Source organism: Ruegeria sp. HKCCD9138, assembly GCF_057220975.1.
In genome coordinates this window covers 41,573-67,161 of record NZ_JBWVAZ010000010.1, presented here as the reverse complement: position 1 = coordinate 67,161, position 25,589 = coordinate 41,573, and the positions used below count along the sequence as shown (strand labels likewise).

The 25,589-nt window shown below is 58.7% G+C and carries 29 protein-coding genes; 14 read left to right on the top strand and 15 right to left on the bottom strand.

Annotated elements, in window-relative coordinates:
• The first annotated feature begins 33 nt into the window (after window positions 1–33).
• Window positions 34–330, top strand: coding sequence for an HNH endonuclease (locus tag AC2TEL_RS16365; RefSeq protein WP_480841282.1), 297 nt, complete (start codon window positions 34–36; stop codon window positions 328–330).
• Here the strand turns inward: AC2TEL_RS16365 and AC2TEL_RS16360 are convergent, their stop codons facing one another.
• The 3 genes from AC2TEL_RS16360 to AC2TEL_RS16350 are packed head-to-tail and all read right to left on the bottom strand — an operon-like array spanning window position 331 to window position 2,395.
• Complete coding sequence (locus AC2TEL_RS16360) at window positions 331–1,044, bottom strand: VOC family protein (protein WP_480905400.1); 714 nt, start codon at window positions 1,042–1,044, stop codon at window positions 331–333.
• Entirely contained in the window at window positions 1,041–1,649 is a 609-nt protein-coding gene (locus AC2TEL_RS16355) for an enoyl-CoA hydratase/isomerase family protein (RefSeq protein ID WP_480905397.1), read from the bottom strand. The genes AC2TEL_RS16360 and AC2TEL_RS16355 overlap by 4 nt, the downstream gene beginning before the upstream one ends.
• Complete coding sequence (locus AC2TEL_RS16350) at window positions 1,646–2,395, bottom strand: SDR family oxidoreductase (protein ID WP_480841451.1); 750 nt, start codon at window positions 2,393–2,395, stop codon at window positions 1,646–1,648. The genes AC2TEL_RS16355 and AC2TEL_RS16350 overlap by 4 nt, the downstream gene beginning before the upstream one ends.
• Before the next feature lie 100 nt (window positions 2,396–2,495).
• Here AC2TEL_RS16350 and AC2TEL_RS16345 point away from each other — a divergent pair, with 100 nt between their 5' ends.
• From AC2TEL_RS16345 to lpxK, 5 genes are all read left to right on the top strand, one after another.
• Window positions 2,496–4,052: a DUF2125 domain-containing protein gene (locus tag AC2TEL_RS16345; protein WP_480905394.1), complete on the top strand. Its 1,557-nt coding sequence runs from the start codon at window positions 2,496–2,498 to the stop codon at window positions 4,050–4,052.
• 145 nt (window positions 4,053–4,197) lie between these two features.
• A complete protein-coding gene (locus AC2TEL_RS16340) occupies window positions 4,198–5,544 on the top strand; it encodes a TldD/PmbA family protein (RefSeq protein WP_480905392.1) in 1,347 nt (448 codons plus the stop codon).
• On the top strand, window positions 5,531–6,331 hold the full coding sequence (locus AC2TEL_RS16335) for an inositol monophosphatase family protein (RefSeq protein ID WP_480905389.1): 801 nt from the start codon (window positions 5,531–5,533) through the stop codon (window positions 6,329–6,331). Before AC2TEL_RS16340 ends, AC2TEL_RS16335 begins: the two co-directional genes overlap by 14 nt.
• Window positions 6,328–7,563: a 3-deoxy-D-manno-octulosonic acid transferase gene (locus AC2TEL_RS16330; RefSeq protein WP_480905386.1), complete on the top strand. Its 1,236-nt coding sequence runs from the start codon at window positions 6,328–6,330 to the stop codon at window positions 7,561–7,563. The genes AC2TEL_RS16335 and AC2TEL_RS16330 overlap by 4 nt, the downstream gene beginning before the upstream one ends.
• A complete protein-coding gene (gene lpxK, locus AC2TEL_RS16325; RefSeq protein ID WP_480905383.1) occupies window positions 7,550–8,548 on the top strand; it encodes a tetraacyldisaccharide 4'-kinase in 999 nt (332 codons plus the stop codon). The genes AC2TEL_RS16330 and lpxK overlap by 14 nt, the downstream gene beginning before the upstream one ends.
• Before the next feature lie 41 nt (window positions 8,549–8,589).
• On the opposite strand, the gene AC2TEL_RS16320 is transcribed toward lpxK, so the two are convergent.
• Together AC2TEL_RS16320 and AC2TEL_RS16315 are read right to left on the bottom strand one after the other, a co-directional pair.
• Window positions 8,590–9,252 carry a DsbA family protein gene (locus AC2TEL_RS16320; RefSeq protein ID WP_480841298.1) on the bottom strand — a complete coding sequence of 221 codons (663 nt, stop codon included), beginning with the start codon at window positions 9,250–9,252 and terminating at the stop codon, window positions 8,590–8,592.
• 14 nt (window positions 9,253–9,266) lie between these two features.
• Window positions 9,267–9,773, bottom strand: coding sequence for a DUF721 domain-containing protein (locus AC2TEL_RS16315; protein ID WP_480862504.1), 507 nt, complete (start codon window positions 9,771–9,773; stop codon window positions 9,267–9,269).
• An 81-nt stretch (window positions 9,774–9,854) separates the two neighbouring features.
• Here AC2TEL_RS16315 and mutY point away from each other — a divergent pair, with 81 nt between their 5' ends.
• Together mutY and AC2TEL_RS16305 are read left to right on the top strand one after the other, a co-directional pair.
• A complete protein-coding gene (gene mutY / locus AC2TEL_RS16310; protein WP_480905381.1) occupies window positions 9,855–10,910 on the top strand; it encodes an A/G-specific adenine glycosylase in 1,056 nt (351 codons plus the stop codon).
• A gap of 59 nt (window positions 10,911–10,969) precedes the next feature.
• Window positions 10,970–12,106: an alkane 1-monooxygenase gene (locus AC2TEL_RS16305; protein ID WP_480905378.1), complete on the top strand. Its 1,137-nt coding sequence runs from the start codon at window positions 10,970–10,972 to the stop codon at window positions 12,104–12,106.
• Between the two features lie 84 nt (window positions 12,107–12,190).
• On the opposite strand, the gene AC2TEL_RS16300 is transcribed toward AC2TEL_RS16305, so the two are convergent.
• The 4 genes from AC2TEL_RS16300 to AC2TEL_RS16285 all read right to left on the bottom strand — a co-directional run bounded on the left by AC2TEL_RS16300 (window position 12,191) and on the right by AC2TEL_RS16285 (window position 16,111).
• Entirely contained in the window at window positions 12,191–13,570 is a 1,380-nt protein-coding gene (locus AC2TEL_RS16300; RefSeq protein WP_480841306.1) for an adenylate/guanylate cyclase domain-containing protein, read from the bottom strand.
• A 138-nt stretch (window positions 13,571–13,708) separates the two neighbouring features.
• Window positions 13,709–14,812, bottom strand: coding sequence for a DNA methyltransferase (locus tag AC2TEL_RS16295; protein WP_480841308.1), 1,104 nt, complete (start codon window positions 14,810–14,812; stop codon window positions 13,709–13,711).
• A gap of 106 nt (window positions 14,813–14,918) precedes the next feature.
• Window positions 14,919–15,536 (bottom strand): ribonuclease HII, encoded by a 618-nt coding sequence (locus tag AC2TEL_RS16290; protein WP_480905375.1) that lies wholly within the window; start codon window positions 15,534–15,536, stop codon window positions 14,919–14,921.
• A gap of 110 nt (window positions 15,537–15,646) precedes the next feature.
• Window positions 15,647–16,111, bottom strand: coding sequence for a hypothetical protein (locus AC2TEL_RS16285; RefSeq protein WP_480841312.1), 465 nt, complete (start codon window positions 16,109–16,111; stop codon window positions 15,647–15,649).
• Between the two features lie 176 nt (window positions 16,112–16,287).
• Between AC2TEL_RS16285 and AC2TEL_RS16280 the strand changes: the two genes are divergently transcribed.
• From AC2TEL_RS16280 to AC2TEL_RS16270, 3 genes are all read left to right on the top strand, one after another.
• Complete coding sequence (locus AC2TEL_RS16280) at window positions 16,288–16,575, top strand: hypothetical protein (RefSeq protein ID WP_480905372.1); 288 nt, start codon at window positions 16,288–16,290, stop codon at window positions 16,573–16,575.
• Window positions 16,547–17,248, top strand: a complete 702-nt coding sequence (locus AC2TEL_RS16275) for a winged helix-turn-helix domain-containing protein (RefSeq protein ID WP_480841316.1) — start codon at window positions 16,547–16,549, stop codon at window positions 17,246–17,248. Before AC2TEL_RS16280 ends, AC2TEL_RS16275 begins: the two co-directional genes overlap by 29 nt.
• Before the next feature lie 90 nt (window positions 17,249–17,338).
• Window positions 17,339–18,910, top strand: a complete 1,572-nt coding sequence (locus tag AC2TEL_RS16270; RefSeq protein ID WP_480841318.1) for a DUF427 domain-containing protein — start codon at window positions 17,339–17,341, stop codon at window positions 18,908–18,910.
• Between the two features lie 48 nt (window positions 18,911–18,958).
• Here AC2TEL_RS16270 and AC2TEL_RS16265 read toward each other — a convergent pair whose 3' ends face one another.
• The 6 genes from AC2TEL_RS16265 to AC2TEL_RS16240 all read right to left on the bottom strand — a co-directional run bounded on the left by AC2TEL_RS16265 (window position 18,959) and on the right by AC2TEL_RS16240 (window position 22,640).
• Window positions 18,959–19,756, bottom strand: a complete 798-nt coding sequence (locus AC2TEL_RS16265) for a DUF1217 domain-containing protein (protein WP_480841320.1) — start codon at window positions 19,754–19,756, stop codon at window positions 18,959–18,961.
• A complete protein-coding gene (flbT, locus tag AC2TEL_RS16260) occupies window positions 19,753–20,154 on the bottom strand; it encodes a flagellar biosynthesis repressor FlbT (RefSeq protein WP_480841322.1) in 402 nt (133 codons plus the stop codon). Before flbT ends, AC2TEL_RS16265 begins: the two co-directional genes overlap by 4 nt.
• Complete coding sequence (gene flaF / locus AC2TEL_RS16255; protein ID WP_480905370.1) at window positions 20,154–20,528, bottom strand: flagellar biosynthesis regulator FlaF; 375 nt, start codon at window positions 20,526–20,528, stop codon at window positions 20,154–20,156. The genes flbT and flaF overlap by 1 nt, the downstream gene beginning before the upstream one ends.
• Window positions 20,529–20,605: 77 nt before the next feature.
• Window positions 20,606–21,817: a flagellin N-terminal helical domain-containing protein gene (locus AC2TEL_RS16250; RefSeq protein ID WP_480862511.1), complete on the bottom strand. Its 1,212-nt coding sequence runs from the start codon at window positions 21,815–21,817 to the stop codon at window positions 20,606–20,608.
• A 210-nt stretch (window positions 21,818–22,027) separates the two neighbouring features.
• Window positions 22,028–22,375: a flagellar biosynthesis protein FlgN gene (locus tag AC2TEL_RS16245; protein WP_480862513.1), complete on the bottom strand. Its 348-nt coding sequence runs from the start codon at window positions 22,373–22,375 to the stop codon at window positions 22,028–22,030.
• Complete coding sequence (locus AC2TEL_RS16240; protein ID WP_480905367.1) at window positions 22,365–22,640, bottom strand: rod-binding protein; 276 nt, start codon at window positions 22,638–22,640, stop codon at window positions 22,365–22,367. Before AC2TEL_RS16240 ends, AC2TEL_RS16245 begins: the two co-directional genes overlap by 11 nt.
• 110 nt (window positions 22,641–22,750) lie before the next feature.
• On the opposite strand from AC2TEL_RS16240, the gene AC2TEL_RS16235 reads away from it, so the two are divergent.
• The 3 genes from AC2TEL_RS16235 to AC2TEL_RS16225 are packed head-to-tail and all read left to right on the top strand — an operon-like array spanning window position 22,751 to window position 25,574.
• The gene (locus tag AC2TEL_RS16235; protein WP_480905364.1) at window positions 22,751–23,983 is read left to right on the top strand and encodes a flagellar hook-length control protein FliK; all 1,233 of its coding nucleotides are present in this window, start codon (window positions 22,751–22,753) and stop codon (window positions 23,981–23,983) included.
• A 3-nt stretch (window positions 23,984–23,986) separates the two neighbouring features.
• Complete coding sequence (locus AC2TEL_RS16230; protein ID WP_480905361.1) at window positions 23,987–24,652, top strand: flagellar hook capping FlgD N-terminal domain-containing protein; 666 nt, start codon at window positions 23,987–23,989, stop codon at window positions 24,650–24,652.
• Window positions 24,624–25,574, top strand: coding sequence for a phosphotransferase family protein (locus tag AC2TEL_RS16225; RefSeq protein WP_480905358.1), 951 nt, complete (start codon window positions 24,624–24,626; stop codon window positions 25,572–25,574). The genes AC2TEL_RS16230 and AC2TEL_RS16225 overlap by 29 nt, the downstream gene beginning before the upstream one ends.
• The last annotated feature ends 15 nt before the right edge of the window (window positions 25,575–25,589 follow it).

Genomic DNA, 25,589 nt, shown 5'->3' with positions numbered 1-25,589 from the left:
GCCTTATGCACCCATCGGCGCGACCCTGCCGCGATGACCGACAGCGATCCGATTTGCCCCTTATGTGACCGCCCGATCCCGGACGGGAGCGGTAGCCTGCACCATCTGATCCCAAAACTCAAAGGGGGCAAGGGCGGGCCTACCGTTCTGTTGCATCAGATCTGCCACAAGGAGGTTCACGCGACCCTGACCGAGGCTGAACTGGCACGCCGTTTCAATACAGTCGAGGCCCTGCGCGCGCACCCCCGGCTTGAAGTGTTTCTGAACTGGGTCCGAAAACGCCCGCCCGGTTTCCGTTCGAAGGTTCCGGGCAAAAGACGAGGACGTTGATCAGTCAGCGAAGATCGGGTTTGCCAACCCTTCGACCTCGATCCCCAGGTAATCGGGCACCGGTGTGAACCGAGCGTCAGCAATGTGCTGAAATTCCAGCAATGTGTAGGGGCGCTTCCACAACCATTCACGGTTTTCAACGGCCCACAGATCCGGATTTGGCAGAATGTCATCGGTAAACGCATGGAAATGCAGGTCAAATCCGTACGGCGCCACGTCCTGAATCGAAAGCAACCGCATTCCCAACGAACGGCACACCGCTTCCTCGGCCGCGATATCGCCGGTACGCAATGTAATCTGGCCAATACACGCATCGGCAAACGGCATCTCAGGATTTGCCGCCTTCGGCGGCCTGTTGCCCTCGAAATCATGTTGCAGAAGCTCGATGGCAAAGCCTTCGGGATCGCTGAAATGACACATGTAGCCGATGTCAAGAAACTGCTTCGGCACGCTGACGGGAACACCCAGGCCGCGCAGATATGCGGCGGCCAGATCAACATCCGACAGGGTAATCCCGATCTTCCAATAGCGCTGTCCCCGGTCCTGTGTGTATCCGCCGCCACCAGCGATCAAAAGCAGATCGGCGTCCTGCCCCGGATAGCCAACGCGGGCGTTTTCACCTTCAACCCGAACCGACATACCCAACGCGTCGCGATAAAACGCAGCGAGACCCTGTGGGTTGGCAACGCGCAATCGCAAGGCCGCCAGTCTCATCGGCACAGTCCGGCAATTCCTGCGGCGATCTCAGGATCCGCGCCGAGGCTGTCGGCCACAAGGTCTTGGGCCGTCCGCATCAGAGCGTCGGGTTCGACAACCCTGTCGACGAGGCCGAATTCGTATGCCTCAGCCGCCGTGATCTTTTGCCCGGCCATGAGAATTAACCTCGTGCGCGACGGACCGATCAAGGCCGCCATGCGCTTGGGATCAGAAGGTTGCGGAAGAAACCCCAATTTCATCACCGGATAGAAGAACTTTGCGGAAGGCACCGCAATCCGCAAGTCGCAGGCCAGAACCATTCCGTTGGCCCCGCCGGCCAGTGTTCCGTTCAGGGCGGCCACTGTCAGGCATGGCAGCGCAGCAATGGCCCCTGACAGTTTTTCCCACAAGTCCGAGGTCGCAAGCCCTGCCCGCGCCTCTTCCAGATCGGCACCGGCGCTGAACACCCGCCCTGCGCCAGTCAGGATCAGCGCCCGGGCGTCCGTGGCGGCCTCGGCAATCTCAAGCAGTTCTGCCAGCATCGCGCCTGTCAACGCATTGGCCTTTTCAGGATTGTTGAGAGTGACCGTCCAAAGCCCACCCTCCCTGGTCAAATTAATCACGTCAGGCCAACCCTTTGGCGAATATCTTCGCGTCGCAGGGAAATCTCGGTCCCGAGAAACTCGTCCGCATCCGGGGTACACATCCACAATAACGCGCGTGCGGGCCAGTCGGCAGGGATATGATCATCCCAATCCAGCTGGCTGACCGGATTGATTCCGCTGGCTTTGATCACCCGCTGCATATCGGTTGCAACAGTGCCCGGCGACAACCCCATCGCTCGGATACCGTGATGCGCCTCTTCCAGATGCAGGCACTCGGTCAGCATCCTGGCCCCGGCTTTCGAGGAACAATAATGGCTCCACGCCTCGACCGGATTCGATGCCGCGCCGGAAGACACGGTCAGCACGGTTCCTCCGCCAGTTGCGCGCATAATGGGAAGAACAGCCCGCATTCCATAAAAAACGCCCTTCAGGTTGATGTCGATCGCCTTGCTCCACGCTGAAACGTCGGCGTTCGACATGTGGAAAATCGGATCGATCACGCCCGCATTGCCAATCAGCACGTCAAGGCCGCCAAACCGGTCGACACAATCGGCGACCACCTGTTCCACTTGTGTAAAATCGCTGACATCACAGGCCAATGCCACAGTGTTTTCCCCCAATGCCGCGGCCAGTGCGCCAATCTGGTCGCTGCTGCGCGCAACCAACGCCACATTTGCCCCGGCTGCGGCAAATACGCGCCCCGCTTCAGCGCCAATGCCCCGGCTTGCGCCGGTTATGAGTACGGTTTTCCCTTTCATTTGCACCATCTATTCCTTTTGGCTTGAAATTCAGTGAATTCGTACAGCGCAAAGGGGGAACTGGTCCACCCCTTGCCCCTTGACGATAGTGGCCGCAAGCACGACCATGCCGAAAAAATTGATCGAGAAGGGTTCTCATATGTCTGTATTCTTCCGCCGCAGCTGCGGCGCGGCCCTGGCTTATGCCGTCGTCGCCCAGGGCGCTTTTGCCGATATCACCGCCGAGGACGTCTGGGCCGACTGGAAAGCTTATATGGCGGGCGTGGGTTATACCGTCACCGCGGACGAAAGCGTATCCGGCAATGTCACGACAATCTCGAACATGACCATGACAATGTCGATTCCGGATACGGAAGAGCAGGTGAATGTCGTTGTGCCCGAGATGACGCTGACCGAAAACGGAGACGGCACGGTAGCGATCGGTGTTCCCGAAAGCTATCCGATCACAATCTCCGGAGACTTCGAAGAAGAGCCCTTCAAAGCCGAGCTGCTGTTTACCAACGACGCGCTTGACATGGTCGTTTCCGGCACCCCGGAAGACATGACCTATGACTATTCCGCCGCCAAGATGGGGCTGGGTCTGGCTTCTATCGAAGTTGATGGCGAATCCGTTCCCAAGGACTTCTTTGACCTGAACCTCGAGATCGACGGCGTGACCGGCTCGTCACAGATGACGGTCGGTGAAAATCGGGACATCGCTCAGAAATTCACGGCCGACAGCCTGACCTACAACGCCGCATTCGATGATCCCGAAAGCGACGACACGGCCCGGATCAAGGGCAAGCTGGACCAACTGACCTTTGAAGGTGACAGCGTGATTCCGGCGGAATTCGACCTCGAAAACATCCAGAACCTCTATGAAGCAGGCTTTGCCGCGTCGGGGATCTTCACTTACGGCTCCGGCAGCACCGAAATGGCCGGCACTGCCGAAGGTGAGGCGTTTTCGATGGGCAGCGACTCGCAGGGCGGTCGCTTCGCCGGCAGCATCGATGCCGAGCGTATCGTGTATGATCTGGAACAGAACAGCTCGAAACTGGCCGTCACAACGGCTGACCTGCCTTTCCCGATCGAAATCGCAATGGAAAATGCCGGCTTGAAATTCGAGTTCCCGATTCAGGCCTCCGAAGAGATCCAGCCATTCGGTTTCGCGATGAACCTGACCGAATTCACAATGTCCGATGTACTGTGGAGTCTGTTTGATCCCGCCGGCGCCCTGCCACGCGATCCTGCGACCATCTCGCTGGACACGTCCGGCACGGCCAAGGTTCTGGTCGATTTCATGGACCCAGAAGCCGTCGAAGCCTTTGAAACCGGCGATTCCGAGCCCGGCGAACTGCATTCGCTGCAAATCAACGAGCTGATCGTTTCCCTGGTGGGCGCCAAGTTGACCGGTAACGGCGACTTTACATTCGACAATTCCAACACCGAGGCGTTTGATGGCATGCCCGCACCTACAGGTGAAGCAAACCTGCAGCTGGTCGGCGCGAATGCGCTGATCGACAAGCTGATCGGCATGGGTCTGTTGTCCGAAGAGGACGCCCTCGGCGCGCGGATGATGATGGGTCTGATGGCCGTTCCGGGCGAAGAACCGGACACGCTGAATTCGAAGATCGAGTTCACCGAGAACGGACAGATCGTAGCCAACGGTCAGCGCATCAAGTGAACGAAGACCGGGAAAGGCTGCCCGACGGCCTTTCCCCAATCAATTCCTGTCATTGCGAACTCCGAAGCCCTACGCTTTCTAAGCCGCGGGTCTTGCGACGCGGACAGTCCGGGGCTAGGTCCAGAATAACCAGACCGGAGGCCCTATGACCCGAACACCCGAAGAGATCAGCCATCACCTGCTGGACGCGGCCCGCGCAGCAGGGGCCGAGGCAGCGGATGCCATCGTGATTGACGGGTCATCAGTTTCTGTCGAAGTACGTGGCGGATCGCTTGAGCACGCCGAACGCGCCGAAGGGACTGATCTGGGGCTGCGCGTGTTTCTGGGCAAGAAGCAGGCGATCGTGTCCAGCTCGGACAGCCGCCCCGAAACTTTGAAGGCAATGGCGGAACGGGCTGTAGCCATGGCGCAGGAAGCGCCGGAAGATCCGTTCACCGGCCTTGCAGATCCGGATCAGCTGATCACGGATTGGGACATGAATGCGCTTGAGTTGTTTGACCCATCGCCCGAACCCAGTGCCGAAGACCTGATGCGGGACGCGCTGAAGGCCGAAGCCGCCGCGCTGGCTGTAAAGGGTGTTACACAGGTCTCGGATGCGGCGGCGGCCTATGGCACCCACAATGTGCACCTTGCGGCGACGAACGGTTTTTCGGGCGGCTATGCGCGAACCAGCCGGTCGACATCCTGCGTGGCGATCTCGGGCCAAGGCACGGGGATGGAGCGCGACTATGATGGCGATAGCCGCAGCTTTCAGGCTGACCTGCGCAGCCCTGCCGAGATCGGTCGCACCGCCGGAGAACGTGCTGTTGCGCTTGTCGGCGCGCGCAAACCTGAGACAGGCAGCTTTCCGGTCCTGTTCGACGAACGCATCTCATCCTCGCTGATCGGGCACTTGCTGGCAGCCAGCAATGGCGCCGCCGTTGCGCGTGGGGCCTCGTGGCTCAAGGACTCGTTGGGGCAGCAGGTGTTGCCTGAACATTTGTCGCTGATCGAAGACCCGCACCGGCCACGCATTTCCGGCTCGCGCCCGTTTGACGCCGAGGGCCTGCCAACACGCCGTCGGGCGATTGTTGAAAACGGTATCCTGACAGGCTGGACGCTGGATTTGTCGAGCGCACGTAAACTGGGCCTGGCTTCGACCGGGAACGCGGCACGCGGCGTATCGGGACCGCCATCGCCCAGCAACTGGAACCTGAGCCTGACGCAAGGAGAACGCAGCCGGGCCGACCTGATGCGCGATATGGGCACCGGGTTACTTGTGACATCAATGATCGGATCTACAATCAACCCCAATACCGGAGATTACTCTCGCGGAGCGTCGGGGTTCTGGGTCGAAAACGGCGAGATCAGCCATCCGGTCAACGAATGCACCATCGCGGGGAATCTGCGCGACATGCTGAGGCGGCTCATTCCCGCCAACGACGCGCGTACTTACCTGTCGCGCGTAGTGCCGTCGATCCTGATCGAAGGGATGACACTTGCCGGCAACTGACCTGTCCCTGTTGATCGACGCCGCGCTTGAGGCGGGCCGGATCGCAACCCGGTATTCGGGCCCTCGGGCGCAGCGCTGGGACAAACCCCAGGGCGCCGGCCCCGTGACCGAGGCCGATCTGGCCGTCAACGCGATGCTGGAACGTGACTTGCAGGTCGCGCGTCCAGATTATGGCTGGCTGAGCGAAGAGACAGAGGATTCCCCGGACCGGCTTTCCCGCGACAGGGTGTTCATCATCGATCCGATCGACGGCACCCGCAGTTTTGCTGACGGCGCACGCACCTGGGCCCACTCGTTGGCCGTGGCCGAGAACGGCGAAGTGACTGCGGGCGTCATTTACCTGCCGATGCGCGATTTGCTTTATGCGGCAGGCAAAGGGCAAGGCGCTACTCTGAACGGAACCCGCATACGCACATCAGCGCCAGGATCGCTGAAAGAGGCAGAGTTCCTTGCCGCAAAACCCAACCTGGACCCAAGACACTGGAACCTGGGCAAGGTCCCGGATTTCAGACGAGCTTATCGTCCCTCACTTGCGTATCGCATGGCCTTGGTGGCGCAGGGCAGGTTCGACGGCATGCTGACGCTGCGCCCCAGTTGGGAATGGGACATTGCCGCAGGTGATCTGATCCTGCGCGAAGCTGGCGGGCTGTGCACTGACCGTATGGGACGGGCACTAAAGTTCAACAACGCGCACCCGCGCCTAAACGGTGTGGTCGCGGCGGGGCCTGCCCTGCATGCTCAGGTTCAGGCTTTGCTTGACCCGGATGGCACCGGTATTCCGGCATGAGCAAACCGCGTTCCCTCAGCCTTGCGGCCTATCGGGTTCTGTCGTGGGGCGTGCCGAACAACACCGAGACGGGCACCAGCCCGCGTCCCGATGGTGAAGTCCTTTGGGTTCACGTGAACTCTCAGGACAGGTTGCGTGTGGTCGATGATCTCTGTCGCCGGATACTGGCCGTTCGGCCAGGGCTTTCCCTGCTATTGACAGCACCACCGGACGCGGATGTGGCAAACTGGGAAGAATGCGTTGCGCCCGTGATCCGCTTGCCGGTCGAAAAGACAGGCGCTGCGCGTGGTTTTCTGGAACACTGGCGCCCGGACATAGGGATTTGGGTGGGTGGTGGTTTGATGCCGAACATCATCACGCGTGCCGAAGATATGCGTATTCCGTTGCTGCTGATCGAGGCCGGCCTGGACACTAGGATCGCGCGTGGCGGTCGCTGGCTGCCCGACATTACGCGATATACGATGGACTGCTTTGATCAGATCCTGGCCCCAAGCGAAGAAATTGCGCGTCAGATCAGGCGTTTGGGTATCCCGTCACCCAAGGTGACAGTATCGCCTCCGCTATTGATCAGCCCGGCCCCCCGTTCCTGGCCCGAGGATGAGCTGATTGAAACAAACCACGCACTGGCCGGGCGCCCGGTTTGGCTGGCAGCATGGGTAAAGGACAAGGAATTCATTTCTGTCCTCAGCGCGCATCGGCAAGCATTGAGGATACTGCCGCGCCTCGCCCTTGTCCTGCACGTCGCCGATATTGCCGAGGCGGCGCCGCTGCAACGGCGGCTCGAGACCATGGACCTGCGCTGCTCCAACTGGGACGAAGGTCAGCCGATTGAAGACACCACGCAGGTGATCCTGTCGTCCGAGGCTGAAGATCTGGGGCTTTGGCATCGCGTCTCTTCGGTGACATTCATGGGCAGTTCGCTCGAGCGCGGAGCGGGAGGTCGCGACCCCCTGACGGCAACGGCCTTGGGGTCGGCGGTCGTCCACGGCCCGTTCGTGCACGAACACAAGGATAGCTATGACAAGCTGAACCGGGTGGGCGCGGCAAAGACCATCAGATCCGCCACAGAACTGGGAGACGCCGTCGTTGAGATGCTGGCGCCAGATCGCTGCGCCGACATGGCGCTGGCCGGATGGCAGGTGGTAACTGAAGGCGCCCCGCAATCCGATCGGATGGTCGAGATGGTTCAGGACATATTGGATCGCCGGAGAGCCCAAGATGCGCGCGCCTGACTTCTGGAACACAAAACCCGATCAACTGGACCTGCGCGCGCGGTTGCTTGCGCCTCTGGGTCGGGTCTACGCGGCCGCAACCGCGCGCAGGGTCGCGTCCGAGCAGGGCACTGTGCCCGGTGTGCCGGTCATTTGTGTCGGTAATCTGAATGCCGGGGGCACCGGCAAAACCCCGACGGTGATCTGGCTTCTGGAAGAACTGCGGGACAACTGGCATCGTCCGCATGTGGTCACGCGCGGCCATGGCGGCTCGCTGGAAGGGCCGGTGCGGGTTGATCCGCAAAATCACACTGCGGCTCAGGTCGGAGACGAGCCGCTGTTACTTGCGGCCTTCGCCGATGTCTGGGTCGCCAAGGACCGCGCAGCCGGGGCACAAGCCGCCGCGAAAGACGGGGCCACGGTGATTGTGCTGGACGACGGGTTCCAAAACCCTTCGGTCGCCAAGGATTTCTCGATTGTCGTCGTGGATGCCGCGCGCGGCTTTGGAAATGGCCTGTGCCTGCCTGCCGGCCCTCTGCGCGAACCGGTCCCGGTCGGCCTGAAACGGGCCGATCTGATTCTGTCGCTGGGCGATGCCGCCGCTCAAGCGGAGTTTGCAGAGACATGGCGTGACAGTCTGACCGTCCCGCATGTCACTGGAGAGGTCCGAGCGCTGCAAACCGGAATGGACTGGAGCGATACCGAGGTATTGGCCTTTGCTGGAATTGGCTACCCCGAAAAGTTCTTTCAAACGCTGCGCGCGCAGGGTGCAACGTTGCTAAGGGCCGAAGCGCTGGACGACCATCAACCTTTGACGCCTGCCTTGATGGCCCGGCTGGAAAACGAGGCCAAAGAGCTGAAGGCGCAATTGGTAACCACCGAAAAAGACGCAGTGCGCCTGCCCGCCTCGTTTCGGCACAAGGTGATCACCTTGCCGGTCCGACTGACCGTGCCGGAAAGTAACGGAGTGAAGGAAATGCTGGCGCGGGTTGCGCCATCCCCCTGATCATGAGAGCGGCCGGTCCCAAGGACCGGCCGAAGAAGCAATCAGCTGCCGAGTTCGTCTTCGATCAGTTTTTTGAAGTCTTCATAAGACTGGTTGTCGACCTTCTTACCGTTCACGATGAACGATGGGGTCGCCTGAATGCCATCACGCTCAGCGTTTTCCTGATACCAAGCCACCAGCGTCTGAGCGCGGGTACCGTCCTGAAGGCAGGCTTCGAGCTGATCATTGTCGATCCCTGCCAGCCGCCCGATTTTGCGCAGCTCATCCACGATCTCGGCGGGGCCCCCGGCTTTGGTCCATTCGGACTGGCCTTCGTAGATCAGGTCGGTGATCCCAAAGAATTTCTCGGGGCCTGCACAACGCGCCACCATCGAAGCCCACAGGCCATACCGGTCGAAATAGACCTCGCGATAGGTGAACTTGACCTTGCCGGTGTCGATAAAGTCTTTCTTTAACTGCTTGTATGGCCCCGTATGGAAGTTCGCACAATGCGGACAAGTGTAGGACGCGTATTCGATGATCTCGACCGGTGCATCCTCGGCCCCCTGAACCATTTCGACGACGGTCGAGGTGTCCAGATCGGCCTCTTGCGCCTCGGCGCTGCCGATCATCGGATAGGTGGGGGTGGAGTTTGACAGCGTTAGCCAGTAGCCGCCAGCGGCCACGGCGACAGCCGCGCAGATTACGGTTGCAATACGGCTCATTACTCAGCCCTTTCTCAGCGTTTGTGCTTGGATAAAACGTTGCGGCCCAGACGTTCAAGGGCGGCGCGCAAATCTTCATCATGAACGTCACGCGACACTTTGTCTGCCTCGGCTGCAATTTCAGGTGGTATCTTGGGTTTCGCTGGTCTCGGCTTGTGATCGAAACTGGCCTGCCCCTCGGCGAATCCGGTCGGAGCGGTCTGGGTAATGCGAACACGGCTGATGGCGTTGAAGCCATAAACCGCATTGACCTTGTCGCGCAGCCGCTCCTTTTGCATTTCCAGCATCGGAGCCTGCGGTCCGGTGGTCAGCACGGTCAGCGTTGCGCCAAACCCGCCTTTGCCATACCCCACTTTCACCGGCCGGGCGATGGCGGCGATATCCTGCCCCACGATCTCGGCCCAATGTGTCAGCAAGCGTGATACGGCAAACCCCCGGCTTTCCCCGGCACGCCTGATCTGGTCGTTCAGCAATGTCGCGGTGCGTTTGAACCCGCGTGTCGAAGAACGTCTGCGCTGCATCTGGTTTCCAACTCCTGCGCCGCTATTGTAAAGGGCGTGTCCACGGGCGCCAGCGAAACCCGACTGGGAGATAGATAAAACTTGCGTGACAGCAGTGAATTTGATGTGAGCAGCGCACTGTTGGACTGGTACGACCGCCACGCGCGTGACATGCCGTGGCGTGTTGGCCCCGCAGACCGCGCGGCGGGCGTTGTACCCGATCCTTACCGTGTCTGGCTGTCCGAAGTGATGCTGCAGCAGACCACCGTTGCTGCGGTGCGCGATTATTTCACACGGTTCACCACACGCTGGCCGAACGTTATGGCTCTGGCTGCCGCGCCGGATGATCAGGTGATGGGAGAGTGGGCCGGGTTGGGGTACTACGCCCGCGCGCGCAACCTACTGAAATGTGCGCGGGTTGTTGCGCAGGACCACGGTGGCCAGTTCCCCAACACGTTTGACGCGCTGCTGAAACTGCCCGGCATCGGCCCCTACACCGCTGCCGCCATTTCAGCCATCGCCTTCGATCAACCCGAAACCGTTCTGGACGGCAACGTCGAACGGGTCATGGCGCGGCTCTATGACATCCACGATCCATTGCCGGGCTCCAAACCGAAACTCAAGGAAAGGGCGGCGACGTTGACGCCAACGATACGCCCGGGGGATTACGCCCAGGCCGTGATGGATCTGGGGGCTACGATCTGCACACCTAAATCGCCCGCCTGCGGGATATGCCCCTTGCGTGACCCTTGTCAGGCGCGGATCGCCGGAACTCAATCAGACCTGCCGCAAAAATCGCCGAAACAACCGAAACCGACGCGCTACGGGCATGTCTACATCGGCCAGCGCGCTGACGGGGCGATGATGCTGGAACGTCGCCCTGACAAAGGCTTGCTTGGCGGGATGCTCGGCTGGCCCGGTTCCGAGTGGTCTGCGGCACCGTCCGAGGCCCCGCCAATCCCGGCAGACTGGCAACCCTTGGCGGGCGAAGTGCGCCACACCTTCACCCATTTCCACCTGATCCTGCGCATCTGGGCGGCACGCCTTCCCGAGGGCGCACAGACCGGAGACCTGATCGTAAAAGAGAAACATGCCTTCCGTCCGGGCGATTTGCCGACCGTGATGCGCAAGGCCTATGACCTATGGCGCGGCCAATAGCCCGGTTGCGCGTTGCTGCTGAACGTGGCTAGCTGACCGCAATTGTTCGGAGCTACGCAATGATATCGTCAGACACGCTGTCCCGCTGGCAATCTGCGCTGCCCTTTTGGGTTTCTTACCTTTTGGTTCCCCTGATCTGGATCACTGCTGTTTCTGGCGGCTGGTATATTCTGCTGGTACCTCTTTCAACCTGGTGGGCTTTTGCGGTTTTGGACCGGTTGACGGGGTTGAACCTTGAAAACGCCGACCCGGATACTCCGGATGAATGGCTGCACTGGTACATTCTTCTGACCAGAATCTGGGCCCCGGTGCAGTTCCTGACGCTTTACGGGCTGATCTGGTACGTGACCCGCTCTGACACGCTGACGACGCTGGAAAAGATCGGCGTCTTTTTCGGAATGGGCGTGATCTCGGGCACGATCGGTATCAACTACAGTCACGAGCTTATGCACCAGAAAGGCCGCCTTGAGCGTTGGCTTGGCGACATCCTGCTGGCGATGGTGCTCTACTCGCATTTCCGGTCCGAGCATCTGCTGGTCCACCACCGTTATGTCGGCACCCCGCGTGACCCGGTTACGGCGCTTTACAACGAGGGCTTCCACCGCTTTTACCCCCGCGTCCTGCGCCAAAGCCTGATTTCTGCCTTCCGGGCCGAGTGTGAGAAGCTTGCGCGCAAAGATCTGCCTTGGACGGACCTGTCCAACCCCTTCTGGCGCTACTGGGCGCTGCAAGGTGGTATGCTGTTGTTGGCACTGGTGATCGGTGGTTGGTCTGGCATGGGGCTGTTTCTGGTTCAGGCCGGCACCGCAATCTGGCAGCTCGAGTTGGTCAACTACGTCGAGCATTACGGGCTGACCCGCAAATATCTAGGCGACGGAAAATACGAACATGTCCGCCCGCGTCACTCATGGAACGCCTCGCAAAAGGCGTCCAACTGGCTGCTGATCAACCTGCAACGCCACTCAGACCATCATTACAAGCCGAACCGACGTTTTCCGTTGTTGCAGCATCATTCTCAGGATGCCGCGCCGCAACTGCCCTATGGCTACCCCGTCATGACAATCGCAGCGATGGTTCCGCCGCTGTGGAGGCGCGTTATGAATCCCCGGGTGCGGGCCTGGCGCCGCCAGTACTATCCCGAAATCACCAACTGGCGCCCCTACAACAAGGCGCAAAACCCCATTCCACAAGGGTAACCGCAGCACGCGCAAGCGTGCTGCCCGGCCCAACCGAAGGCACAGCATCCTTGATGCTTTGCTGACGGGCGGGAGCGCTCTAATTCAAAGCACCCAGATGTTCATGGGTGTATCAACCCCGCGGACTGCGTGATTTGTCTTCGCTACAAATCCCGACATCGCATCCTGCTCGGCCGGATCCTCTCGCGCGACCTGTGCCCGCACCGCGTCGCTGACGACGATACGCGCACCAAAATCTCGGGTAAGTGCCTCAAGCTTGGCGGCGACGTTCACCGCATCGCCGATGACGGCAAATTCCAGCCGGTTGGCACCTATGTCGCCCAGAACAACGGACCCGTAATGCACCCCGATACCCACATGTATCTCAGGCTCCCCCGCCCGGCGCCGGTCCAGGTTCCAGCGATCGATGACATCGACCATCGCGCGCGCGCAAGCCAGCGCATTGCTCGCGTCCAGGGGCGTCGTGACCGGGGTGCCAAACGTGGCCATCAACCCGTCACCAAGATATTTGTCCAACGTGCCATGATGGCGAAAAACTTCGGTCTCCATCCGCGCATGGAAGCCGCGCAACACTTCGATTACTTCGTAGGGATCGCGCCCGGCCGCGTATTTCGTGAAACCCACGATATCGATGAACAATACAGCCACATTCTCTTTGCGTATCTGTTTCAATGGCTCATCGTTCTGGCTCAGTTCATCGACGACGTTGGGCGAGAAATAGCGAGAAAGGTTCGCCCTTTCCCGCTCGAGCCCCGCATTTGTCATCAACAGCCGATTCAGACGTTGCATCGAAACGCCCAATGTCACTGCCACCATCACAAAAACGATCACCTGCTGAATGCGCAGTGGCACCATGAAACTGTTCGGATCCAACCACTCGGCAACGTCCGGATAACCTTGCAGCGCGTCGGCGACCTTTTCGCTGATACCGGGTATCGGGGTCGCGACCCACCAGGCGATAATCCATCCCACGGTCCACATCATTGCCGTCCAAGACCCGATGGCAATCACGGTTCGCCACGAATAGGCCAGAGTACCAGCCGCCAGTATGATGAAGAAATACTGGAAATTGTCGAACCGGTACTGCATCGCCAAGGGCCGAACATCGTCGCTGAACGGGTTGGGAACGATCATACCCAGCGTCATGATCAGCAGGTCGACGAAGATCAGAAGCAATTCCGTTCGCGATTGTCCCACCCGACCTGCTCGTCGGATCAGCCAGCCATTGGCGCAGATCAGCAACAGGATGAAGTGATACCACATCACCTCCCATTGCGGGTTCAGGAAGATCAGCAAAACAGCCGTCAAGGCCATCGCGATCCACCGCGCGCGGACAGCCAGTTCAAGCCCCTCTCGCTTATGCCGTTCCAGCGCGGCCTCGGTATATTTGTTGTCCAGATCGAAATTGTCGGGCTGCGTGAAGAAGAAACTTCTGCGGGGTTGGCGGGCTGTGGTCTCGGTCATTGCCGGATCTCCCTTTCGGGCCGTGTGGGCTGCCCCATGCAATCATCCCTGAGGCGAAAACAAAAGACCCCGCCGTCAACGGCGGGGCAAGGCTTAGTGCCTTGTGTCAGGCCACAGGCACCGGCGGTATTGGTAAAATCAGTTATGCATCTCGGCCCGGATCTGCTGGCGCAGAACGTCGATCGGCACTGTCTTGCCCTCGCGCTTGAAGCACCAGTAGGTCCAACCGTTGCAGGAGGGCGCATTTTCCAGATGTGCGCCGACCTGGTGGATCGACCCCTTGACGTTGTCACCGACCAGCGTGCCGTCTGCGCGAACCTTGGCCTTGTGGCGCTGGTTCATGGAATACAGTTCCTCGCCCGGGCGCAGCATGCCGCGTTCGACCAGTTGGCCGAATGGCACGCGCGGCTCGGCGCGCTTGCTGGCGCTGACTTCCAATGCCTCGCGATCGAACTTGCGAACCTTGGCGATGCGCTTTTCGGCGACCTTGCGGTAGCTTTCCTCGCGCTCGATGCCGATGAATTCGCGGCCCAGCATCTTGGCGACCGCACCCGTCGTGCCTGTGCCAAAGAACGGGTCCAGCACAACGTCGCCCGGATTGGTCGAGCCGATCAGAACACGGTGCAGCAGCGATTCAGGCTTCTGTGTCGGATGCGCCTTGTCGCCATTTTCGTCCTTCAGGCGCTCGTGCCCGGTGCAGATCGGCAGAACCCAATCGCTGCGCATCTGAACACCTTCGTTCAGGGCTTTCAGCGCCTCATAGTTGAAGGTGTATTTCGCGCCTTCGGACTTGGACGCCCAGATCATCGTCTCATGTGCGTTGGTGAATCGCTTTCCGCGGAAATTCGGCATCGGGTTGGATTTGCGCCACACCACATCGTTCAGAATCCAGTAGCCGGCATCTTGCAGTGCCGAACCAACGCGGAAAATGTTGTGGTACGAGCCAATCACCCAGATCGCGCCATTGGGTTTCAACAGGCGATGTGCCGCCTTCAGCCACTCGCGGGTGAACTGGTCATAGGCACCAAAGCTCGAGAACTGATCCCAGTGATCGTCGACCGCATCCACTTGGCTGTTGTCCGGGCGGTGTAACTGGCCTTTGAGTTGCAGATTATAGGGCGGATCCGCAAAAATCAGATCCACAGACGCCTCGGGCAGACTGTTCATCACGTCGATGCAGTCGCCGGATAGAATCGCGTTTAAAGGGAGCGCGACTGCGCCCTTTGTCTTGGTCGTTGTCATATCACTGCCTCAAGTTCCACGGCGCTTTTGCGCTCATTTGGTTGAGACAAGGATGAGTCAAAGACGATTCGCCGTCAATTTCTTTTTTGAATCAGCAACTTACGATTTACCCTTGATACAAGATATTGTGGACCGTCTTGAACGAACGTCTATGGTGTGGGGTAACACCAAGATTTTGCAGGGCTTCGCGGTGCTGTTTTGTCGGATATCCCGCGTTTGCCTCCCATCCATAGCCGGGATGCTGTTGCGCCAAATCCACCATCAGCCGATCGCGCCAGTTCTTGGCTATGATTGAAGCGGCCGCAATTGACACCGAACGCCCGTCCCCTTTCACGACAGCCTCGGACGGGACCTGCAGCCCGCGCGGTATCATGTTTCCGTCGATCAGCAGATAGTCCGGTGCAGGATCCAGCGCTTCGACCGCGCGTATCATCGCCAGGTGTGACGCGCGCAGGATATTGAGATCATCAATCTCGGCAACCGAGGCTTCGGCCACAGCTATCTCGGCCCGTCCACGCAAGGCAGAATCCAATGCGGTGCGCCGCTTGAGCGATAGTTTCTTGGAATCGTTTAGGCCATCGGGAATATCGTCTGGGTTCAGGATCACGGCCGCCGCTACGACCGGCCCGGCCAACGGGCCACGCCCCACCTCATCCACACCGGCAATCCTGACATGGCCCTTAGCCAGCAGTGCCCGCTCAAATTCATAATCTGGTTTTGTCATGCCGACCGGCAAACCGCTTTTCGGTTCTGATCGCAAGAAAAAAGAGGGAGTGGCAATTGCCACCCCCTCCAGCGCAGCGCTTCTGCGGCGCTGCTCCTGCTCGAAAATCGTTACCGGTAAACCACGCGGTATCCTTGCTGGCGCAGGCATGCGGGTTCATACGCCCGTTTCACCTTTTTGCCGTTCCAGAAACCGACCTTGCACTGTTGCGGCAGGCTATTGGCATGTTTGTAGTGCTTCTTCAGGCAATTCGGCCCAAGCAGCTGGCGATTTGGCGCATAGCCTTTAAAGGTGCGTAAACATCTCTGCGGCAAATCGTACCGCGCAACGCGCTGCGGTATCGGGCGTACATGCGGGTGAACGACCTTGGGTTCTGTGTAGACATGATGCTGCTGACGGCTAACCCGATCTTTGCGCTTTTCCTTGTTGTAGTGATTGACCGCCGCGCCAATGATCGCAATGGCCGCCAGTCCCTTGAGAATATCCCCGGTGTCCGCTGCGCGCGCTTGTGAAACGGAAACACCCGTTATGGCGATAGCTGTGGCAACGATCAGGGCGATGAATTTGCGGTGCATGATGCGTGTCCTTTCGGATGTTATGGCGAGCCTGTAGCGGACCGCGAAAGTGATGCACCGAACCTGCGGCCGACCCCGCCAGACAAGCAATAACGCGCAGGTGTTATCCAATATCAGCAGCGTTTTTCCCCTTATGTTATTGAATATCCCGCCCTGCCATGCGCAGGATGCGGCCTATGAAACAGATCCTCTCTTCTCTGGCCGTTGCGGTCCTGATATCGATCGGCTCTGCGGCGTCGGCGGCGGATTGCTATGCGGATTACAAAGCCAAGCAGGACAACCCGCTGCGATTGCATTACGGCGTCATGCACGTGTCGAGCTGCGACAAGGGACAAGCCAAAAGCGAAGTCGCCCAGCGCCTGAAAGGTTCGGGCTGGACCCTGCTGAACGTGATGTCCGTGTTTGGACCGGAAGGGTTGGATCAAAGGAAGGCCAATGCCGGAAAATTCTATCTCCGTTTCTGAGGCCCGACGGTCCGGTGTTCGGCTTGTTGGCGCGGGTATCGCTGCGATTGTCGCGATCCTGGTCACCGCTGCCGTGTTCCTGTTCTGGACATTGCCCGATGCCAATGCCTTCAACGCACGGGTCGAACGGCTGTTTGTCGAGGCCGACCTGACCTCGCAGACCGAAATCCGACTGCTGGAGATTCTGGCCCAATCCGGCACCGCCTTTGCCGATACCCTGTCCAGTTACCGCATGGTGATCTTTGTTCTGCTGGTCTTCGCAAGCGCCATGCTGATTGCCGCGTTGGTGTTTCTGGTGATGCTGGTCATGCTGAACCGACGCATGGCTCAGATTGAGCGGACGGGGATTCAAGTCACCTCGCTTCTGATCAGCCGTGAGGAAAACACCGTTTACCTCAACAACATGGATTTCAAGCTGACGCCTGCGGCTATGGAAACACTTTCCATTCTGGCGGAATCCCGTCTTGATGACGAAGTTCTCTCGGGCGCGCAGATTGAGGCGATGATTTCCGGCAAGGATGCTGCTGATTGCGACGAAGCGGCCGGTGCCACCCGGATCAAGCGCCTGCGCGATGCGTTGGGCAACCAGATGGTCAGTGAGTTGCTGGTGAAGAACATCGCCAAAAAGGGCTATATGCTGTCGATCGAAAAAGACGTGATACAAATGGTCTGATGTAAGCTCCAAGGCTTATTTCCATCTGCCCTCTTGGAAAATACACCTTCAAGGCCCATCCTATAGTCACCCGGGCAAGGGAGGCTGATGATGAACGTCCATGCCACACCAGGTTTAAGCGGCTACGGGATTTCGGTCGAACGACTGAAGGGCCGCATTGCAATTTATCGCAACGACATTCTGTTGGCGGAAAGCCACAACGCCAAGGTCATGTACGAGACACGGCTGCCACCAGCCATATACGTGCCGCGCGAAGACCTGTGCATCGAATTGAGCCCAGAGACCGAATTGCAGACATTCTGCCCGTTCAAAGGAACGGCCACATATCACGATATCAGCCTGCCTGGTGAACGACTGACCAATTCCATCTGGGCCTACGAAGACGCCTTGCCCGAAAGTGCAGCAATCCAAGGCCATATTGGCTTTATGCCAAACGCCTTTACTCATATCGATCTTGGTGAAAACCAGCTGCGGGAACCAGATGACGGCAATATCAGCGGCCCGTTGATCGATTGGCTGATGCGGGGTGCCTCCGAGCTTCAATCGCCGGAACAATTCACCAAGGCCCTGGCGGAAAAGATGCTGGAGCATGGGATCGCCATTCAGCGTCTCAGCATCCTGGTCTGGTCCCTGCACCCTTTGATCGCCGGCAAACACTATATTTGGGAGAAAGACGCAGCCGAGATTTCGACCAATATCCCGACTTATGAAATCCACGACCACCCGGCCTTTATCAACAGCCCGCTACGCCATGTCTCGAATGGTCTTGGCGGGGTGCGCCAGCGGTTGAACGCCGAAAATCCGCATAACAGCTTTCCCATCATGGAGGATTTGCGGGCCAAGGGTGCAACCGACTACGTCGCCATGCCGTTGCGATTCTCGGATGGGCGGACGAATGTTTTGACGCTGACCTGCGATCATCCCGACGGGTTTACAACCGAAAACCTGGGGCTGACGTTTGAATGCTCTTCCGTCATCGCCCGGTATTACGAGGTGTTCATGCAGCGCGAGAATGCACAGGTGCTGCTGGAAACCTATGTGGGCAAACGTACAGGCGCGCGGGTTCTGGGCGGTGAGATCCGTCGTGGCGACGGCGACGACATGGACGCGGCGATTATGTTTTGCGACCTGCGCAACTCGACCACTTTGGAAGAAACGCTTGGCCGTGGCGCATATATCAATCTGCTGAACTCGTTTTTCGAAACGGTTTCCGGCATCGTGCATGAAAACGACGGTGAAGTTCTGAAGTTCATCGGTGATGCTGTTCTGGCCGTTTTTCCGGCAGGCGATGACGCCGCGACCGCCCGGTCAAATGCGCAACGCACTGCGATTGAAATTGTCGAACGACTGGCGGAGTTGCGTAATTCGGAGCCAGATCATCAATGCGATTGCTCGATCGGCCTCGCCTATGGGCGTGTGACATATGGCAATGTTGGTTCACGCGAACGTCTGGATTTCACAGTCATCGGGCACGCGGCCAATGTCGCCGCCCGCCTTGGAGAATACAGCAAGTCGACCGATTACCGGATCGCCGTGTCGCAGGACATCGAACCCGTCTGTAAAGACGCTGTGCCCCTGGGGCCCGTCAAGCTTCATAATGTGTCGGAGCCGGTCATGTGTTACGCCTTGCGTACGACGGCGGATGCGACCCTGGTTGAATGAGTATTGGAGACCGCCCCGGTTGCCACATGTAGATCCTCCGTTCCACGTCTAAAACTGCGCCCCCAGCAGGATCAGCGCTGTCTGCCCAGGCGAGGCTGCAGCCTGGATTTGAGCAATCTGATTTCGGGCCAAATATCTGTCCGTCAATTCCGCCACAGCGCCCGGGTCTGTGAATTGCGAGAGATTTTCGGATCCGGTCACACGGGACAGTCGATCCTTGAAAACCTCCAGTTGCTTGTCGATGTCCAGTTGCGCAAATGTGGAGGGCAAGCCCAGAGCCGTTTCCATCATGCTCCGCAGTGGCGGCAAACCCATCAAATCAAACCATTTTCGGTTTTCGCTTCCCTCCTGCGCCGCAAGATCACTCAGCGTGTGTTGCGCGTAAAGGGCAATGCGCATGGACTCGTCTGCCTCACCCACCGCAACTTCAAATCGGGCGACCAGATTATCCTGAACGATTTTTTCCATGTCAGTGATCAACCCGGTTTTGCGCACATCCCCCGGCCCAAGACCAAACGCGTCAGAAAACTCGCGGTACCGGTTGTCTGCAAGTCTGTTCGCCAGCGCGTCTTCCGCCCGCGTTCCATCAGACAGAATTTTCTGGATAAAGAAACGATTATCCAGATCCGCTTCCAATCCAAAGGCCCCAAGCGCCACCTGCAGTAACCTTCGGTCGGAAACCAGATCTTCTGCGGATCGAACTTTGTGAATGTTCTCCAGAAAATATTGCTTGTCCCGCTGGTTGACGTTTGACGCAGAATAACTCTGGAACTGCGCATCGTAGGTTCGTTGCAGAAACCGCCACCCAACCAGCCCGCCCGTTGGTATGACCGGTTGAAAGGTCATTGCCGATACGCCATCAATCGCTCTTCCCGCGGTAAAAGTGACCGGAGGGACTTGAGGCACTTATAGTATTGCTCCGAAATCAGCGCCTCCGTCGCTTCTGCCAGAACGCGACGGCTGTCCGTGTCGGTGAAAACCTGGCTCAACTCTTCGACCCGGCGCAACAGTTGCTGACGCGCGTGTTCAGGTTCCGCATCACCGGACAAAACCAGCTGCGCGGCATAGCAGACGCGACGCACGGGTGTGTTGACCTCTTCCGGGTGAATTGCGTCCCGCAAGCGCAAGACATTGGCTTGCGGTGTCATGATTGAGAACCGGCTGCGACGATCACCGTTTTCGATCACAACGCCGTTGATCAGAACCCTTTCCTTGGGCGCAAGCTTCAACACCAGACCGCTCATCAGGCACTCCTCATCTGACGCAGCCCGCGTAAAACCGCCATGTTGATGTCCAGCAAGGGCTCGATCGCCGCTTTGTTGTTCAGAACCTGACTGCTGTGCTGTTCCGTGAACTCGGCCAGATAGAAGATCCGAGCCCGCAATTCGTTCGGAAGCGCGTTGTCGGCATCCGACACACCTGTTGCCAATACACTCCACAACCTCCGGTTTTCGTGCAATGCCCGCACAAATCCGGCATAATCTGTGGCCTTGCGAGCAGCTGCGGCCTTCAGCCGATGCGTGATCCTGGAGATCGCCTCATATTCCGTATCCCGAGGCGTCCGCGTGGGAGCGGCTGACTGCGCATATGCGCTGTGGGCAAGAGCTTGCGGTGTCACTTGAAATCCTTCCGATTGTCCCTCAGGGGGCGACTGTTACCGGGGCGCGACCGACGCGCCCCGGTTCATATCCGCGATTAGCGGAATAGCGACAGGATCGACTGCGGTGCCTGGTTGGCAATCGACAGCGATTGCGTTGCAAGCTGTTGCTGAACCTGAAGCGCTTGCAAACGCGCCGAAGTCTCTTCCATATCGGCGTCAACCAGCGACCCGATACCGGATTTGAACGAATCCGCCAGATTCGAGATGAACTCTTTCTGAGTCTCAATCCGTCCCTGCGACGAACCAAATGCAGCAGACGCATCAATGGATGTATCGATCAGCGATTCAACTGCTGCCAGGGCCGCCGTTGCACCGGGGCCGGTCGATACGTCAATGCTGGCCAGAGCGCCCAGACCACCGGATCCTGCATTCACGTATTGGGCCGAGAATGAAATATCCGAGCCCGTACCGTTGGTCACGGACAGGGTGCCTGCTGTACCCGAGTCATAGTCAACAGTCAGGCCGGTAATCCCCAACTCTTCGATTTTTGCCTTCAGCCCCACCGCAACGAGGTCACCGGTGGTGGTGGCGGCGGCATCCGCCGCAGACACAGTGTAGGACACAACCTGATCATCAATCGCGACAACCACCTTGTCGCCGGCTGAAAAAGTGCCGCTGGTTTCATCGGTCACCAATGCGGTCGCCGAGGTTGCACCGTTGTCGATAGTCGCACCCACGCGGTCATTACCGGTTGACACACCCGTCGATCCGTCAAACACCTGCGCCGCGACATATCCACCGGTCGACAGGTTCTGACCAGCGACGGCAATGGAAGACGCTGTCACACCACCGGTGTTGTCGCGATCCAGCGAAGCCAGGATCGAGGCGGAACCTGTAGAACCATCGACAAGATTGAGACCATTGAACTGTGCCGCACTCACAACCGAGGCAATCTGGTCTTTCAGTGCACTGACGTCGTCATTGATTTTGCCGCGGTCGACATTGTCTTCCTGTGCCGCAACGATCTTGCCTTTCATTTGGGTCAGCAGGTCCGTCACGGTTTCGGCAGCGTTGCGGGCAACGGCAACGGTCGATTCGCCCAGCGCGAGGCTGCCCTTGATCGCATTAAAGCCTTTGACGTCCGATTCCATGACCTTCGAAATCGCCCAGACAGCCGAGTTGTCCTTGGCCGTCGCGACATCCTTACCGGTCGAAATCGCGTTCTGGGTTTGCGCAAGGTTCTTATTGACCGACTTGAGTGTTTGCAGCGCCACCATGGCACCGTTGTTCGTCAGAATGCTGGACATGTTTGTCATCCTTCTTTCGTTCGGGCGCATTTGACGCCCATGTTGGCCCCGCCCGATTGGCGGGCATTCTGTCGTTCTGACTTGTGCGTCGTGCCCTTCGGCCTGCGCGCCACCCGTTGTTTCAGGTGCATGGCAACCCTTGACCGCTATCCCCTAACGGAGTGCTAAAGCGCCCGAACTGGAAAGATTGCATTTGATTCAATCCCGGCCTCAGGCTCTTTTTTCCAGTTTGGCTTTCCCATGCACTGAAAACCCGCTGCGTTGGCCTGTGGCGTCATAGGTGCTGAATTCCTGACGAACTTTCCGCAATTCGGCCATTCTGCTTGCCACAGCACGAATTCCGTCTGCGGCACTGTTCAGCAGGGCCTGATTCCGTTCGACCTTTTTCTGCACGCGAATCAAGTCCTGGCTGTCCAGCACATGAAGCCCATTGATGGCGCCAATCAGTTTTTCCTTTTCCGGTACCATACTGCCCAGGCGATCCAGCTCACCTTGAAGCAGCGCCGCGCGCTCCAAGTCCAGAACCTCTTCCAGCGCCTTGATCAGATCATTCTGCATGGGCCTTCTCCATCATTGCATTGAACAAAGTCTCGGACAGACCGATGCCGCCAGAATGCGCGAGTTGCCGCGCCTGATGCTGGACCAGAACCGAGGAAAACTGGTCTTCGCCCACGCCGCCGCCGAACGAACTGCGTGTCTCGCCAAGACCTGCAGATTTCAACATTTCTGCGAGAAAGGTGGCCTCCAATTCGACCGCAGCGGCCCTCAGTTGGGAATCGACCGAGGGCGGAGGCGTGACAGGAAAAGCCATGGGAATCTTCATCGGGTTCTCCGAAAATTGCTCGAACTTTCGCGATCAAATGGCAAAGCGGTTAAAATAAACGTAACTTCCTGAGGGCAGATTTCGGCTCAGACAAACGGAGCCGGAGCAAAATGCCCAACCCGCTGACACTGACAACCGCCGCACCGAAAGCGGCAGGAATACCCGAGACGCAGCAGCGCAAGTCCGGCGGTTCCAGTGGAACCCTGAACTTTCAGGATGTTCTGAATGACGAGGCCGTCGAGGAACCAATAGAAGACAGCGGTTCCGATCCTACTGTGACGGATGCAGAGCCTGATTCGATTTTAGAGGAACCCGAATCCGAACTGTGTCCGCACCCCCCAGAAGTACCGTATACCGCTCGTTCGACATCACAAGGTCCACCTGCCGACTTACCAAATCCCAACGTGGAATCGATCACGTCCAGTGGCCCGGCGTTGGATGTCGCTGGGGCCAGGGACACCAAAATTGCGCTGCAAAGTGAGCCTTCGCAGCAAGCTGATCTTCCGCCACCAGAACAAAAGCTTCGGGCAGAATCCACGAACTGGGCGGTACGTGACCAGCCGGCAGTTCAAAGAGTCCATGACCAACAAAAACTGAATTCAGGTCACATAACCGAACAGGCCGTGATCATGCGTGCGGTCAGGCAGTCTGCGGTCCGAGGAGAAGAACAACCTCCGGTTCGGGGGCCGGTTCGGCTCGAGGCACCGCACACACCGAAGTCAGTGAACACATCCGGATCTGGAGCGGCCGGCACAGGCGCAAAGGTCATACCGACATCAGCCAATCAATCAATTTTGGCGGTTCACGCGACGGCAGATAAGCCTGACGATCAGGCAGGATCGAGCCGCGTGATCGAAGCGGAAGGGATGGCTGCAGCTAGTACCGATCCGGTCCTCAACTCTGGCAGGGAAGCCGGGCAGCCGCAGACCCTGGCGTCGGCCCGGGCCGAGACGGCCCGCGCCATAGCGGGGCAAATGGCGGCCGTTGTAACCCCAAGACCCGGCCCCGGAAGTGTGGAAATTACGCTGAACCCCGAGGAGTTGGGGCGCGTTTCAATCGTGTTGAACGGGCGCGAGGATGGCCTGCATCTGACCATCGCGGCAGAGCGCCCGGAAACGCTGGATCTGATGCGCAGGCACATCGCAATTTTATCCGCCGAGTTTCAGAAGTTGGGCTATAGCGATTTGTCCCTTGACCTCGGGACACCAGCAGACACGCCGCGGGATGGTAAGGCGCCCGACTCTCGGTTGTCCTTCGAAGTGGACGATTCTGAACCGGATCCAGCACCAATTTCCAGAAATTTTCCAACCGGCCTTATCCGGGGCCTTGATATGAGGCTTTGATCCATGATCTCTGCAACCAATAGCGCCGACCAAAGCGGCACGACGGCCAAAGTGGAAGGCAACTCAAAATCGTCTGCTCTGACCTCTGATTTTGAAACGTTCCTGAAGATGCTGACGGCTCAGGCGCGAAATCAGGATCCGCTGGAACCTCTTGATTCATCCGAGTACGCGTCCCAGCTCGCGCAGTTTTCAATGGTGGAGCAACAGGTGCAGACGAATGATCTGCTGTCCAATCTGGCTAGCGCGCTTGGCAGCGTGAATCTGGACCAACTTGCAAGCTGGGTGGGGATGGACGTTCAAGCCACCACGGCCTTCCGGTTTGACAACAAACCCGTGACCGTCAAGGCAACTGCGGAACCGACCGCCGATCGTGCGGTGATGGTCATCCGCAACGCCGATGGAGGCATTGTCGGTGAAGTTGCCGTTCCGGTCGACGGAACCGAGTTTGTTTGGGCGGGCGTCGATGTCACCGGCAACCCGCTGCCTCCCGGAAGCTATTCGGCAACCCTTGAAAGCTATAAGGGAGAAAAACTGCTGTCCCGGAAACCAGCCGCAGCCTACAGCAAGGTCGTCGAGGCCCAGATCGAAGGCGGCGCGATTGTTCTGACCCTCGACAGCGGTGCCGAAATTTCTACGGAACATGTCAGCGGCATTCGTGCGGGCGCTTGATCTGCAAGCCCGGGCGGTCCAAACCTTGGCAAACCGCGACTCGCCTGCAGAACTGGGTACTCCTCTGTCTGATCCTACGCCTCCACCGCCCGGCCTTGTTACCCAACTCGGTGAGCAGGGACTCGTCAAACACGGCGCTCGGTTTGAGACGCTCTATGGCGGTCGAACAAACCAGGTTTGGAAAGTGCAGGGCACGTACAGCGACACAGTGCTCAAGCTGTACCGAACCGCGCTGAAAAACCCGTTGTTCAGAAATGATGCCGGGCTCGAGGCCACGTGCCTGCGGGAACTAAAAAAAACGGGTTTTGTACCGAATCTACGCGCCACCGGATCTTTCAACGGCGATCATTGGGTTTTCTACGATCACGCGCCGGGCTTGCCGTGGCAACAAGGCGCTGAGAAAGTTGGTCAGCTTCTGCGCAAGCTGCATTCACTTCCCGTGACCGTTGACGCGCCAAAAGGGTGCAACGGCAGCGGCGATCTTGCCCAACATGCCGAACGCATACTGGCCGAATGCCAGTCTGAAAAACGTGAAAGGCTTATCGCGCGGCGCCCCGGCAATGCCGTGCCCCCAATAGGGGAACAATGCCTGGTGCACGGCGATCCTGTACCGGGCAACATACTGGTAGCGTCTTCGGGGCTTACTCTGATCGACTGGCAATGTCCGGTTATGGGTGATCCATGCGAGGATCTGGCGATTTTCCTGTCTCCCGCGATGCAACAGCTTTATCGGGCTTCACCCCTGACGTCGGCGGAACGGAAGCAGTTCCTGACAGCTTACGGGCGGCCCGACATCACGGCCCGGTATGAGGCGCTGCGCCCGTGGTATGCCTGGCGCATGGCGGCCTACTGTCTCTGGCGGGCTGAACGTGGAGCACCGGACTACCTGATTGGGCTGGATCTGGAGATCGACGCCCTCTGATATTGCCCGAATTTG

Coding starts and splice junctions, on each gene's coding strand:
- AC2TEL_RS16365 (WP_480841282.1), top strand. CDS start 34: ATGACCGACAGCGATCCGATTTGCCCCTTATGTGACCGCCCGATCCCG.
- AC2TEL_RS16360 (WP_480905400.1), bottom strand. CDS start 1,044: ATGAGACTGGCGGCCTTGCGATTGCGCGTTGCCAACCCACAGGGTCTC.
- AC2TEL_RS16345 (WP_480905394.1), top strand. CDS start 2,496: ATGCCGAAAAAATTGATCGAGAAGGGTTCTCATATGTCTGTATTCTTC.
- AC2TEL_RS16340 (WP_480905392.1), top strand. CDS start 4,198: ATGACCCGAACACCCGAAGAGATCAGCCATCACCTGCTGGACGCGGCC.
- AC2TEL_RS16330 (WP_480905386.1), top strand. CDS start 6,328: ATGAGCAAACCGCGTTCCCTCAGCCTTGCGGCCTATCGGGTTCTGTCG.
- lpxK (WP_480905383.1), top strand. CDS start 7,550: ATGCGCGCGCCTGACTTCTGGAACACAAAACCCGATCAACTGGACCTG.
- AC2TEL_RS16320 (WP_480841298.1), bottom strand. CDS start 9,252: ATGAGCCGTATTGCAACCGTAATCTGCGCGGCTGTCGCCGTGGCCGCT.
- AC2TEL_RS16315 (WP_480862504.1), bottom strand. CDS start 9,773: ATGCAGCGCAGACGTTCTTCGACACGCGGGTTCAAACGCACCGCGACA.
- AC2TEL_RS16305 (WP_480905378.1), top strand. CDS start 10,970: ATGATATCGTCAGACACGCTGTCCCGCTGGCAATCTGCGCTGCCCTTT.
- AC2TEL_RS16300 (WP_480841306.1), bottom strand. CDS start 13,570: ATGACCGAGACCACAGCCCGCCAACCCCGCAGAAGTTTCTTCTTCACG.
- AC2TEL_RS16295 (WP_480841308.1), bottom strand. CDS start 14,812: ATGACAACGACCAAGACAAAGGGCGCAGTCGCGCTCCCTTTAAACGCG.
- AC2TEL_RS16290 (WP_480905375.1), bottom strand. CDS start 15,536: ATGACAAAACCAGATTATGAATTTGAGCGGGCACTGCTGGCTAAGGGC.
- AC2TEL_RS16285 (WP_480841312.1), bottom strand. CDS start 16,111: ATGCACCGCAAATTCATCGCCCTGATCGTTGCCACAGCTATCGCCATA.
- AC2TEL_RS16280 (WP_480905372.1), top strand. CDS start 16,288: ATGAAACAGATCCTCTCTTCTCTGGCCGTTGCGGTCCTGATATCGATC.
- AC2TEL_RS16275 (WP_480841316.1), top strand. CDS start 16,547: ATGCCGGAAAATTCTATCTCCGTTTCTGAGGCCCGACGGTCCGGTGTT.
- AC2TEL_RS16270 (WP_480841318.1), top strand. CDS start 17,339: ATGAACGTCCATGCCACACCAGGTTTAAGCGGCTACGGGATTTCGGTC.
- AC2TEL_RS16265 (WP_480841320.1), bottom strand. CDS start 19,756: ATGACCTTTCAACCGGTCATACCAACGGGCGGGCTGGTTGGGTGGCGG.
- flbT (WP_480841322.1), bottom strand. CDS start 20,154: ATGAGCGGTCTGGTGTTGAAGCTTGCGCCCAAGGAAAGGGTTCTGATC.
- AC2TEL_RS16250 (WP_480862511.1), bottom strand. CDS start 21,817: ATGTCCAGCATTCTGACGAACAACGGTGCCATGGTGGCGCTGCAAACA.
- AC2TEL_RS16245 (WP_480862513.1), bottom strand. CDS start 22,375: ATGCAGAATGATCTGATCAAGGCGCTGGAAGAGGTTCTGGACTTGGAG.
- AC2TEL_RS16240 (WP_480905367.1), bottom strand. CDS start 22,640: ATGAAGATTCCCATGGCTTTTCCTGTCACGCCTCCGCCCTCGGTCGAT.
- AC2TEL_RS16235 (WP_480905364.1), top strand. CDS start 22,751: ATGCCCAACCCGCTGACACTGACAACCGCCGCACCGAAAGCGGCAGGA.
- AC2TEL_RS16230 (WP_480905361.1), top strand. CDS start 23,987: ATGATCTCTGCAACCAATAGCGCCGACCAAAGCGGCACGACGGCCAAA.
- AC2TEL_RS16225 (WP_480905358.1), top strand. CDS start 24,624: ATGTCAGCGGCATTCGTGCGGGCGCTTGATCTGCAAGCCCGGGCGGTC.